Origin of the sequence: Paenibacillus xylaniclasticus (genome assembly GCF_004001065.1) — a bacterium.
GTDB lineage: Bacteria > Bacillota > Bacilli > Paenibacillales > Paenibacillaceae > Paenibacillus_T > Paenibacillus_T xylaniclasticus.
The window spans coordinates 28,612-41,394 of sequence record NZ_BIML01000007.1; the positions used below are offsets into that span (position 1 = coordinate 28,612).

At 50.7% G+C, this 12,783-nt stretch carries 10 protein-coding genes; all 10 read left to right on the top strand.

Annotated features, from left to right (window positions below; all coding sequences use genetic code 11):
• Positions 1-65: 65 nt before the first annotated feature.
• Positions 66-1,364: a trigger factor gene (tig, locus tag PXY01_RS10645; RefSeq protein WP_127569838.1), complete on the top strand. Its 1,299-nt coding sequence runs from the start codon at positions 66-68 to the stop codon at positions 1,362-1,364.
• A gap of 274 nt (positions 1,365-1,638) precedes the next feature.
• Positions 1,639-2,220 carry an ATP-dependent Clp endopeptidase proteolytic subunit ClpP gene (gene clpP, locus PXY01_RS10650; protein WP_127569839.1) on the top strand — a complete coding sequence of 194 codons (582 nt, stop codon included), beginning with the start codon at positions 1,639-1,641 and terminating at the stop codon, positions 2,218-2,220.
• Positions 2,221-2,237: 17 nt separating this feature from the next.
• Entirely contained in the window at positions 2,238-3,494 is a 1,257-nt protein-coding gene (gene clpX / locus PXY01_RS10655) for an ATP-dependent protease ATP-binding subunit ClpX (protein WP_127569840.1), read from the top strand.
• A 122-nt stretch (positions 3,495-3,616) separates the two neighbouring features.
• The gene (gene ispG / locus PXY01_RS10660; RefSeq protein ID WP_127569841.1) at positions 3,617-4,729 is read left to right on the top strand and encodes a flavodoxin-dependent (E)-4-hydroxy-3-methylbut-2-enyl-diphosphate synthase; all 1,113 of its coding nucleotides are present in this window, start codon (positions 3,617-3,619) and stop codon (positions 4,727-4,729) included.
• Positions 4,730-4,854: 125 nt separating this feature from the next.
• Positions 4,855-6,558: an ATP-dependent protease LonB gene (gene lonB / locus PXY01_RS10665; RefSeq protein ID WP_127569842.1), complete on the top strand. Its 1,704-nt coding sequence runs from the start codon at positions 4,855-4,857 to the stop codon at positions 6,556-6,558.
• Between the two features lie 36 nt (positions 6,559-6,594).
• Positions 6,595-8,991 carry an endopeptidase La gene (gene lon, locus PXY01_RS10670; RefSeq protein ID WP_127569843.1) on the top strand — a complete coding sequence of 799 codons (2,397 nt, stop codon included), beginning with the start codon at positions 6,595-6,597 and terminating at the stop codon, positions 8,989-8,991.
• Entirely contained in the window at positions 8,988-9,575 is a 588-nt protein-coding gene (gene yihA, locus PXY01_RS10675; RefSeq protein WP_127569844.1) for a ribosome biogenesis GTP-binding protein YihA/YsxC, read from the top strand. The genes lon and yihA overlap by 4 nt, the downstream gene beginning before the upstream one ends.
• Before the next feature lie 200 nt (positions 9,576-9,775).
• Positions 9,776-10,366, top strand: a complete 591-nt coding sequence (locus PXY01_RS10680; protein WP_127569845.1) for a non-ribosomal peptide synthetase module — start codon at positions 9,776-9,778, stop codon at positions 10,364-10,366.
• Between the two features lie 364 nt (positions 10,367-10,730).
• Positions 10,731-11,129 (top strand): adenosylmethionine decarboxylase, encoded by a 399-nt coding sequence (gene speD, locus PXY01_RS10685; protein WP_127569846.1) that lies wholly within the window; start codon positions 10,731-10,733, stop codon positions 11,127-11,129.
• Positions 11,130-11,367: 238 nt separating this feature from the next.
• Positions 11,368-12,753, top strand: coding sequence for a glutamyl-tRNA reductase (gene hemA, locus PXY01_RS10690; protein WP_127569847.1), 1,386 nt, complete (start codon positions 11,368-11,370; stop codon positions 12,751-12,753).
• The last annotated feature ends 30 nt before the right edge of the window (positions 12,754-12,783 follow it).

A 12,783-nucleotide genomic window follows, 5' to 3' on the forward strand; every position in this document is an offset into this window, starting at 1 on the left:
ATAATGGTTTATAAGCGTGAGATTTTCGCATTTGTATGCGTAATTGTTGGAGGGGACAACAGACCATGAAAGCAACTTGGGAGCAAATAGACACTAACCTCGTTTCGCTCAGCGTAGAAGTTGAAGCAGAACGAGTTACTGAAGCTCTGGATAAAGCATTCAAGAAAGTCGTACAGAAAGTTAATGTTCCGGGCTTCCGTAAAGGCAAAGTGCCGCGCGCGTTGTTCGAGAAGCGTTTCGGCGTAGAATCGCTGTATCAAGATGCAATTGACATCATCCTTCCGGAAGTGTACACGGCTGCCGTGAATGAGACGGGAATTTTGCCGGTTGACCGTCCGGAGATTGATGTACAACAATTCGCTAAAGGCGAGCCATTCAAATTTACGGCGAAAGTAACGGTTAAACCTGAAGTGAAGCTCGGCGATTACAAAGGCCTCGAGGTTCCAACTGCAGAAGTATCCGTTACGGAAGAAGAGATTAATGAAGAGCTTGAGCGTCTGCAACAGCGTCACGCTGAATTGAACGTTGTTGACGAAGGTACGGTCGAGAAAGGTGACATCGCGGTTATCGATTTCGACGGTTACGTTGACGGCGTAGCGTTCGAAGGCGGCAAATCCGAGCGTTACTCGCTCGAAATCGGCTCGGGTACTTTTATCCCGGGTTTTGAAGATCAAATCATCGGCATGGGTACGGGCGACTTCAAGGACGTAGAAGTGACGTTCCCGGAAAGCTACCATGCGGATCACCTGGCTGGTAAAGCAGCTGTATTCAAAGTGAAGCTTCATGAGATTAAACGTAAGAGCCTGCCTGCGCTTGACGACGAGTTCGCCAAAGACGTAAGCGAGTTCGATACGCTTGCTGAATTCAAGCAGGATCTCGAAGGCAAGCTGAAAGAACGCAAAGCGAAAGAAGCGGAAGGCGCTCGCGAGGCGGCTGTTGTTGAGAAAGCGGCAGAAGCAGCTGAAGTAGTCATTCCAGAAGCGATGATCAATACGGAAACGGATTACATGCTGAAGGATTTCGAGAATCGTCTGCGTATGCAGGGCATGAACCTTGAGCTGTACTACCAATTCTCCGGCCAGAACGAAGAAGCACTCCGCGGCCAAATGAAGAGCGATGCTGAGAAGCGTGTTCGCAACAATCTCGTGCTTGAAGCGATCGCTAAGGCTGAAGGTATCGAAGTGAGCGAAGAAGATGTGAACGAAGAGCTGGAGACGCTGTCCAAAGCATATAACCGTCCTGCAGCTGAGCTTCGCGATATTTTCACTCGCAACGGTAATCTTGATAACCTGAAGGATGACTTGGCACTTCGCAAAACGATCAAGTTCCTTCTCGAGAACAGCAAAGAAGCGGTTAGTGCCTAAGGCATTAGCACATATGGCGCTTGCTTCGGCAAGTGGATCGGAAATAAGGCACGTTCTCGAACGTGCCTTATTTTCCACTCCATGCATATACATAACATATACTTAATGGTGAACAATTGTCACCGCTACAGGGACGATTCCCTATCTTACATACATAATGGCAACACCTCGTCGTTCATGCTGCCGCTTCGTATTGCTAGGAAAATGACATCGGCGCAGCGACGTGATAAAATAAGGAAGTAACCATTTCGATAAAGAAAGAAGGTTGGTCGCAATGAACTTAGTACCGATCGTAGTTGAACAAACAAATCGTGGAGAGCGTTCTTACGATATCTATTCGCGGCTTTTGAAAGACCGTATCATATTTCTCGGGAGCGCAATTGACGATGACGTTGCAAACTCGGTAATTGCACAGCTGTTGTTTCTGGCGGCCGACGACCCAGAGAAAGATATTCACCTCTATATTAACTCCCCGGGCGGTTCAGTAACCGCAGGTATGGGTATATTTGATACGATGCAGTTTATTAAGCCGGATGTATCGACGATTTGTGTCGGTATGGCGGCGAGCATGGGATCGCTGCTGTTAACAGCAGGCGCAAAGGGCAAACGCTTTGCACTGCCGAACAGTGAAGTGATGATTCATCAGCCGCTAGGCGGCGTCCGCGGTCAAGCGTCGGACATTAAGATCCATGCAGACTGGATCCTTAAGACGAAGCAGAAGCTAAACCAAATTTACGTAGAACGGACGGGTCAACCGTACGAGAAGATTGAACGTGACACGGACCGTGACAACTTCTTGTCGGCCGAGGAAGCCGTTGCATACGGTCTGATCGACAAGGTGATTACGTCACTATAGAAGGAAAGGGTGATCCCATGTTTAAATTCAACGACGAGAAAGGCCAGTTGAAGTGCTCGTTCTGCGGCAAGTCTCAGGAGCAGGTTCGCAAGCTTGTCGCCGGCCCCGGCGTTTATATATGCGATGAATGCATCGAGCTGTGCACGGAAATCGTAGAAGAAGAACTCGGCCATGAGGAAGAGCTCGATCTGAAGGATATTCCGAAGCCGAAAGAAATTCGCGCGATTCTCGACTCTTATGTCATCGGACAAGAGAGTGCTAAGAAATCGCTTGCGGTAGCGGTATATAACCATTACAAGCGAATCAACTCGCAGAGCAAGCTGGAGGATGTCGAGCTGCAGAAGAGCAACATTCTGCTCGTAGGTCCTACAGGATCCGGTAAGACGCTGCTTGCACAGACGATGGCGAAGATTTTGAACGTGCCATTTGCAATCGCTGATGCGACGTCGCTGACGGAAGCTGGTTATGTCGGAGAAGACGTTGAGAATATTTTGCTGAAGCTGATTCAAGCGGCTGATTATGATGTAGAGAAAGCTGAGCGCGGTATTATCTACATTGACGAGATCGATAAGGTTGCACGCAAATCGGAGAACCCTTCGATTACGCGCGATGTTTCGGGAGAAGGCGTACAGCAGGCGCTGCTGAAGATATTGGAAGGTACTGTTGCATCCGTCCCTCCGCAAGGAGGCCGGAAGCATCCGCATCAAGAATTTATTCAGATTGATACGACGAACATTTTGTTCATCTGCGGTGGTGCATTCGATGGCCTGGAGCAGCTGATCAAACGGAGAATCGGCAAGAAGGTTATCGGTTTCAACGCTGCTGGCGACAGCCAGAAGGAATTGAAGCCGGGCGAATACTTGTCAATGGTGCTGCCGGAAGACTTGCTCAAATTCGGGCTCATTCCGGAATTCGTCGGCCGTCTGCCGGTAATTTCGTCGCTTGAGCCACTCGACGAAGAGACGCTTGTGCGTATTCTCTCTGAACCGAAGAACGCGCTTGTGAAGCAGTATCAGAAGCTTCTCGAGATGGATAATGTTAAGCTTGAGTTCGAGAAGGCTGCGCTCGAAGCAATCGCCCGCGAGGCGATCAAGAGGAACACCGGTGCACGGGGGCTGCGTGCGATTATCGAAGGCATTATGCTCGAGGTGATGTACGAGGTGCCTTCACGCGACGATGTAAGCAGCTGCGTTATTACGGAGCAGGTTGTCAACGAGAAGATTATGCCGGAGTTGACGACGAAGAAGGGCAAGAAGAAGGAAGAAAGCGCCTAGCCACCTCTTGATACAGGTGCCAGGACATCATATATTACCGTCGGAGCTTCCACCCCGGCGGACGGAAGTTATTCCGTCTGTCCGCCGGGTGGACTTTGGCGTTCTATGGGAGAGAGTACGTCATGTATTTGCGCAAGGATACGGTACCGGTCAAAGTCGGCCCGCTGACAATTGGCGGCAGTGATGAAGTGATCATCCAAAGTATGTGTACGACGAAGACGGCTGATGTGGAAGCCACCGTTGCCGAGATTTTACGATTGGAAGAAGCCGGCTGTCAGATCGTTCGCGTAACCGTCAACAACAAGGAAGCGGCAGAAGCGATCAAAGAAATTAAGAGAAGGATTCATATTCCACTCGTTGCAGACATTCACTTCGACTATCGTTTAGCGCTGCTTGCGATCGAGAACGGGATCGATAAAGTCCGGATTAATCCGGGGAATATCGGACGCCGCGAGAAGGTCGAAGCGGTTGTTAAGGCGTGTAAGGAGAAGGGTATTCCGATTCGAATCGGTGTTAACGCCGGTTCGCTGGAGAACCATCTGCTTGAGAAGTACGGATACCCTACGCCGGAAGCGATGGTCGAAAGTGCCTTATTCCATATCGGTATTCTTGAAGAGCTTGATTTCCACGATATTATCGTCTCCTTGAAAGCGTCCGATGTGCCGATGGCGATCGCGGCCTACTCTATGGCGGCAGAGAAGATCAAATATCCGCTGCATCTTGGAATTACAGAAGCGGGCACGCTTCATACCGGCACAATTAAGAGCTCGGCGGGTATTGGAGCGCTGCTGGCAATGGGAATCGGTAACACCGTTCGTATCAGCTTAAGTGCCGATCCTGTCGAGGAGGTCAAAGTTGCGCGTGAGCTGCTGAAGACATTTGGTCTCATTACGAATGCTGCGACGCTTATCTCTTGTCCGACATGCGGTCGTCTTGACATCGATCTGTTCTCGATTGCGAACGAGGTGGAGGAATACATCTCCAAGATTAAAGTGCCGATTAAAGTGTCGGTGCTTGGTTGTGCCGTTAATGGGCCGGGAGAAGCGCGTGAAGCGGATATCGGCATCGCAGGCGCACGCGGCGAAGGCATGCTGTTCCGGTATGGCGAGATGATTCGCAAAGTGCCGGAAGCCGAGCTGTTATCCGAATTAAAGAAAGAAATCGACGAGATCGTACGCGTATTCGAAGCGACCGGCGAAATACCGGGACGTAAGCAGCATTTGCACACGAAGTAGCGATTGCTCTGATTCGAATCCTCTCCGTATAATCGAACACCTGCAGGGAATACTGACAAGTATTAGACCTGCGGGTGTTTTTTTGTATTGGCTCTTGCGCCAAACATTAAGGAGGGGATTTCGATATGACATTAAGTTTTGTGCTAATGCTGATCCAAGTGTTTTTTGCTGTCGTTATCGGCTTATATTTTTGGAATTTACTGCGCAACCAGAAGACGAACCGTTCCGCTGTCGACCGAGAATCACGCAAGGAGCTTGATAAGCTCCGTAAACTGCGCTCGATCTCACTGACGAAGCCGTTGGCGGAGAAGACCAGGCCGCAGGCGATGCAGGATATCGTTGGCCAAGTAGATGGACTGCGTGCACTAAAGGCAGCGTTATGCAGCGCGAATCCGCAGCACGTCATCATATATGGACCGCCGGGTGTCGGCAAGACTGCGGCGGCGAGAGTCGTGCTGGAGGAAGCGAAGAAGAATCCGGCCTCTCCGTTCTTGTCGGATGCGAAGTTTACAGAAATTGATGCAACGACCGCTCGTTTCGATGAGCGAGGCATCGCGGACCCGCTAATCGGGTCGGTTCATGATCCGATTTATCAGGGCGCAGGTGCTATGGGGGTCGCTGGCATTCCGCAGCCGAAGCCGGGCGCTGTTACGAAAGCGCATGGCGGTATTCTGTTTATCGACGAAATAGGGGAATTGCACCCTATTCAGCTGAATAAGCTATTAAAAGTTCTTGAGGATCGAAAAGTATTTTTGGAAAGCGCCTATTATAACTCTGAGGATTCGAACATTCCAATGTACGTCCACGACGTGTTCCAGAACGGTCTTCCTGCAGATTTCCGCCTCGTTGGTGCGACGACTCGTTCACCACAGGAGCTGCCAGCGGCACTTCGTTCCCGCTGCATGGAAGTATACTTCCGTCCGCTTCTTGCCGACGAGATTGCACAGATTGCTTCGAATGCAATGAAGAAGATCGGCTTTGAGCCTTCGCCTGCTGCGATTGAGGTTGTGAAGAGGTATGCAACAAACGGTCGGGAAGCGGTCAACGTCATTCAGCTTGCTGCCGGTCTAGCTTTGTCTGAGAAGCGCACTGAGCTTACGGCTGCCGACATCGAGTGGGTAGTGAACAGCAGTCAAATTCCACCGAGACCGGATCGGAAGGTTCCAGCCGAGCCACAAGTCGGCTTTGTGAACGGTCTTGCCGTATATGGTCCTAATATGGGGACCCTTCTTGAAATTGAGGTAAGTGCGATTCCGGTTCGAACTGGTAAAGGAACGTTCACGATAACCGGCGTTGTGGACGAGGAGGAGCTTGGCGGCGGTTCCCGGACGCTTCGCCGCAAGAGTATGGCTAAGGGATCGGTAGAGAACGTGCTTACTGTGCTGCGCCGTTATGGTCTCCGTCCGCATGATTACGATCTTCACATTAACTTCCCTGGCGGTACGCCGATTGATGGTCCGTCAGCTGGTATTGCAATGGCAACGGCAATTGCTTCGGCTATTAAGGGAGAACCGGTGAACAACAAGCTTGCAATGACCGGTGAAGTCGGCATACACGGTAACGTAAAGCCAGTAGGTGGTGTACTGGCGAAGGTAGAGGCGGCCTTTCAGGCTGGTGCTGAGCATGTGATCATTCCGCGTGAAAATTGGCAAGCTATATTTGAAGGGTTAGAAGGGGTTACCATTACACCGGTTGACCGGGTAGAAGAGGTGTTTGCACTCGTGTTCCCGCAATCGGAGGAGAAAATTCAAGCGCTTGATACGACGGCTGTACAGGAGCGTTACATATCGCAGGCCGTACCCTATTTGCAGGCAGATTCTGCAGAGTGATAAAATGGAATAGACAACTCAATTGGAGGTGCTGGTATGGGGCCGGGTAAATCAAAAGGACGCAGGCTGCCTCTGCTTCCACTCAGGGGGCTGCTCGTATATCCCAGCATGGTTCTCCACCTCGACGTGGGAAGGGAAAAGTCGGTCAGAGCGTTAGAGAGAGCAATGGTCGAGGATCACAACATTCTGCTTTGCTCACAATCGGAAGTGAACATTGAGGAACCGACACAAGAAGATATATATCGAATTGGTACGATCGCTCGTGTACGTCAGATGCTGAAGCTGCCGAACGGTACGATTCGCGTCCTAGTAGAGGGCGTCGTTCGGGCGGAAGTGGTAGACTATTTGCCCAACGATGACTTCTATGAGGTCATGATTCGGGAACTGCCAGAGCAGGAGACGGATGATCCGGAGACAGATGCGTTAATGCGGACCGTACTCAGCCAGTTCGAGAATTATATCAAACTGTCCAATAAAGTGACGCCAGAGACGCTTGCAGCTGTCTCTGATATAGACGAGCCGGGTCGTCTGGCGGATGTCATTACAAGCCATCTGTCTCTTAAGATTCGTGACAAACAGGATATTCTGGAGACGATAGACGTGCGCGCCCGTCTCGAGAAGCTGCTTGATATTCTTCAAAACGAGCGTGAGGTGCTCGAGCTGGAACGAAAAATTAATCAGCGCGTGAAGAAGCAGATGGAGAAGACGCAGAAGGAGTACTATCTCCGGGAGCAGATGAAGGCGATCCAGAAGGAGCTTGGCGACAAAGAGGGGCGTGCCGGCGAAGTAGAAGAGCTGCGCAACCAGCTGAATGAAGCGGGATTGCCGGATAAAGTTCGGGAGAAGGTTGAGAAAGAAATCGACCGTCTCGAGAAGATGCCATCGACCTCTGCGGAGGGCGGTGTCATCCGCAATTATATCGATTGGTTGTTAGGCTTGCCTTGGAACAAAGGAGAAGAAGGAATCGAGCTTGATCTGGAGAAGGCCGAGGCGATTCTGAATGAGGATCATTACGGCCTCGAGAAGCCGAAGGAGCGGGTGCTCGAATATTTGGCCGTTCAGAAGCTGGTTCAGAAGCTGAAGGGACCAATTCTATGTCTTGTCGGCCCTCCGGGTGTTGGTAAAACATCGATTGCGCGCTCAATCGCGAAATCGCTTGACCGTAAGTTCGTTCGTATCTCGCTCGGCGGCGTGCGCGACGAAGCGGAAATTCGCGGCCATCGCCGTACCTATGTCGGCGCTATGCCGGGGCGTATCATTCAAGGGATGAAGACGGCGGGTACGATGAATCCGGTATTTTTGCTCGATGAAATTGACAAGATGGCGATGGATTTCCGGGGAGATCCGGCATCAGCTTTGCTTGAAGTACTTGATCCGGAGCAAAATTCAACGTTCAGCGACCATTTCATTGAAGTGCCATATGACCTGTCGAATGTTATGTTTGTAACGACTGCCAACGGACTTCATAACGTGCCCCGGCCGCTGCTTGATCGGATGGAAGTGCTATATATTCCGGGCTATACTGAATTGGAGAAGCTGCAAATTGCGGAGAGGTATTTGCTGCCGAAGCAGAAGCGGGAGCACGGTTTGAAGGAAGAGCAGCTTACCGTAGAGGCTGAGACGCTGCGGACGGTTATCCGTGAGTATACGAGGGAATCCGGCGTCCGCAACCTGGAGCAGCAGCTAGCGGCGCTATGCCGCAAGGCGGCGAAGCAGATCGTATCGGCTGCCGACCAGGAAGGGCCGATCGTCGTCGACGCGGGCAAGCTAAAGGATTGGCTCGGGCCTTCGAAATTCCGTTACGGACTTGCCGAGCAGGAGGATCAGATCGGTGCGGTTACCGGTCTTGCCTGGACAGAGGTTGGCGGCGATACGCTTGTCATTGAAGTGACGGTAATGCCGGGAAGCGGTAAGCTCACCCTTACCGGTAAGCTTGGCGATGTTATGAAGGAGTCGGCTCAAGCTGCATTCAGTTATACGCGGTCACGAGCGGAAGAGCTTCAGATCGATCCGCAATTTCATGAGAAGAATGACATTCATATTCATATTCCCGAAGGCGCCATTCCGAAGGATGGACCGTCGGCAGGCATTACGATGGCGACCGCGCTAATTAGCGCGTTGACGAACCGTCCGGTATCGCGTGAAGTCGCGATGACCGGAGAGATTACGCTTCGCGGCCGCGTCTTGCCGATCGGCGGTCTGAAAGAGAAATCGCTGGCAGCGCATCGGGCCGGCATTCGTAAAGTGCTGTTGCCCAAAGATAACGAGCGCGATCTGGTCGACGTACCGGACAGTATACGTGCCGAGATGACGTTCGTGCCGGTCGGCCATATGGATGAGGTGCTAAAGCACGCGCTTCTGCCGTCAGGCCCGAAGCTTGAGAAGACTAGTCATGAAGCGCATCAACAGAAAGCAGGGACAACCGTTACATGAAAATAACATCAGCAGAATTTATAATCAGCGCTGTACGACCGGACCAATATCCGACCGATGCCTTGCCAGAAATCGCTCTGGCAGGGCGCTCCAATGTCGGCAAGTCATCGCTGATTAATCGAATGATTATGCGTAAGAACTTAGCCCGCACGAGCTCACAGCCGGGCAAGACACAGCAATTAAATTATTACCGTATCAATGAGCAAGTATATTTCGTCGACTTTCCGGGCTATGGCTACGCAAGAGTATCGAAGACAGAACGCGAGGCTTGGGGCCGGATGATCGAGAGATATTTGAAGGAACGGAATGAGCTGAAGCTTGTATTACTCGTCATCGATATTCGGCATGAGCCGTCCAAAGACGACTGCCTCATGTATGATTGGCTCAAGCATTTTGAGATTCCAACCTGCATCGTTGTGACGAAAGCAGATAAAATTCCGAAGAGCCGATGGGACAAGCATATTAAAATGGTGAAGGAAACGCTCGGGGCCGATCCGCGCGACGCTGTCATACGTTTTTCGTCCGAAACTGGTGAAGGCCGCGATCAGTTGTGGGAGCACATTTTGCAGACGATCAGCGGGTGAGGGAGAAAGGTAAAGAACTTTCAAGCAAAAACAAAGGATTGTGGAATTATTGTTGACCTCTTCACGAAAACGGGCCGATTATTCAGAAATATGCGTAAAAATCGCAGGCGTCGGGCAGGAATAAACATTCGGGATGACGTATAATAAACTTAAGGCAGAGAGTCAAAGGCGTGCAAGCTTAAAGAATTGAGGAGATTTTTATGGCTCAGCGGTTAGCCACTCAGTATGTTAAAGCCAATCTGCAGTTGTCGGTTGAGGAAATGTCTCGTTTTGTCCGGTTTTTCGAGGATCAGCAAATTCGCTACGGCGTGAAGGTTCTCGAGAATGGGAATCAAGAGGTTGTACTCGAAGACGTGGCAGGGAGGGAAGAAATCCGCCTAGTATTTGAACGTCATCAAGAAATGTACGTTTGTGAGCTTTCTTGCCGACTCGTTCATCCTGGATTAACGAATGCAATGCGCAAAGCGGTATCCGCTTTCCGTGGCGATGCGATCGTCAATCGAATTTACAGCAATTATACGATGATCTATCATTACGATAAGGGGCAAGTCCGCCGGATTGTGGAACGTGCGGGAGGCTGCGATCGAATCGTGTTCGAGCGTAAAGATACGCTTGGACAACTGGAACGCCAGTTTCGGACGACGACCGTAGAGCGTGAGATCGAGATGGTGCTCGGCACCATCAATGAACTGCTCGACCTTCGCAATCAGACGGCAGACCGAGGCCAAATCCAGGACATCGACGAGCGTCTTCGCCAAGCTACACATCAACTGTTCGTGCTTGAAGCGTAGAGAAGATAGCGGGAATGACCTGAAAGGTCGCACTAAGGTGCGGCCTTTTCTCTTTGTCCTGACGTAACATACATCTTGTAATGTAATCTATACGGCGTGCACAATGTCCGATTATTCAACATACGTTGTATACGGATTGTTTGATTCGTATGGCATCCCGGTTCCAATCAAACAGCCCAAAAAAAACTGTTGCATTTCAGTTCGATAGATGTTATTTTTATTTTCGTTGAACAAAATAGGAACCAGGATTCACTCAGGACATAGTAATGTTGCGAGAGATTATTCCCTCGGGAAGTGAATGACGTAGGTCCTAGCGGATGAAATTTTTTTAAACATTTTATTCCTAGGAAGGGGGAACCGAAAGATGGAATATTCAACTTTCGGAAGACACGTTGCTGTCGATACTTGGGGTGTAGATTTTGACCTGCTGAACAATGCAGAGGCTTTGCAAGCACAAATGGTGGAGGCCGCTGAAGCTTGCGGTGCTACCGTACTTTCGGTTCAAGCTAAGCAATTCGATCCTCAAGGCGCGACGGTACTCGTACTCCTGTCGGAAAGCCATCTCTCGATCCACACGTATCCAGAGAAAGGCTTCGCGGCGCTCGACTGTTATACCTGCGGTGAAACCGTGGATCCGCAGCTGGCAATTGATTACATGCTGGCCGTATTGAAGCCGAAAGCTTCGTATGCGAAGAAGCTCGTACGCGGCATGGGTGAACTGCAAGTTGTTGAACCTGTCATGAAACAAGTGGAGCTCGTATAATTACGAAGCACCCAAGATGGAATGAACATGCGTAATGCATTGGATAGAAGGAGTGGTCATGGACAATTATCCATGGCCATTTCTTTTTTGAAGCGAATAAGGGAAGTTTTGTCTGACAACACTAGGGACAGAGCTTACTTCAAACATTTTTCATAAATGAAGGCGCAAGTAAGCAGGAGACTATGCTATAATGTTCGTGACCGTAAGGTACATCTCGATCTGAAGGAGGCAGGGACGCATGCACATCATTGTAGTTGGCTTGAATTACCGTACGGCACCTGTCGAGGTAAGGGAACGTTTCACGTTCGCTCAGCACGACTTGCCCGCTGCACTGCGGCAATTGAAGCAGACGAAGAGCATCCTAGAAGGCGTTATTGTTGCGACCTGCAATCGGACGGAATTGTACGCGGTTGTGGACAGGCATCATCTGTGCGGACATTATATTCGCAGCTTTATGGAACAATGGTTCAAGCTGCCGAGACAGCAGTTCACGAACCATTTGTATATGTATGAAGATGACCAAGCAATTGAGCATTTGTTCCGTGTTACGAGTGGTCTTGATTCGATGATTATCGGCGAGACGCAAATTCTCGGACAAGTTCGCGAAGCTTTTCTGCTAGCTCAGAAGGAGAAGGCAACGGGAACGCTGTTCAATATGCTGTTCAAGCAAGCGTTAACGATGGCGAAGCGCGCTCATACTGAGACTTCGATTGGCGAAGCGGCCGTTTCGGTCAGCTATGCTGCAGTGGAGCTCGGCAAGCGAATCTTCCCTAACTTCGCGAAGAAGACGGTCATGATTATAGGTGCAGGCAAAATGAGCGAGCTTACGGGTAAACACTTATCCGCTAACGGCGCTGATCGTGTCATTGTCGCGAACCGTACGCTGGAACGAGCAACTGAGCTGGCGGACAAGCTGGGCGGTACGCCATGCACGCTGGACGAAGCGATCAATCGGCTGCATGAAGCGGATATCGTCATCAGCTCAACGGGTGCAAGCGGCTATGTACTGACGCGCGAGCAAGTTGCTGCCGCGATGCAGCGACGCAAATCGCGTAATTTATTTATGATTGATATTGCGGTACCGCGTGATCTTGATCCAACGATTGCGACGGTCGACAACGTATTTCTATATGATATTGACGATCTTGAAGGAATCGTCGAGAGCAACCTGGAGCAGCGCCGTAAGGAATCGGCGAAGATCGAAGCAATGATTGCGCAGGAGCTGGAGGCGTTCCGTAGCTGGTACAAGACGCTTGGCGTCGTACCGCTTATCCGCGCCCTGCAGTCGAAAGCGGAGACCATTCATGCCGAAACGATGGACAGCATGATGAAGAAGCTTCCGGATCTCGGAGAACGCGAATTGAAAGTAATTCGCAAGCTAACGAAGAGCATCGTCAATCAAATGATGAGCGATCCGATCATGCGCATTAAAGAAATGGCTGGCGAGAAGCATGCTGGAGAAGCGATGGATATGTTCGTCAAGCTGTTTGCTCTAGAGCAAGCGCTTGAGGAGGGAGCGAAGAAGGCGCCAGTCTTGAAGTCTCCTGTGTCATCTCAACCGCAGGCTGCGGTCGATTCTGCTCCGGTTCAAATGCCGGCTGGCGTTGCAGCGGCAACGCCATAAGGAGCCGCCGCAAGCTTTGCGGCGGTTTTT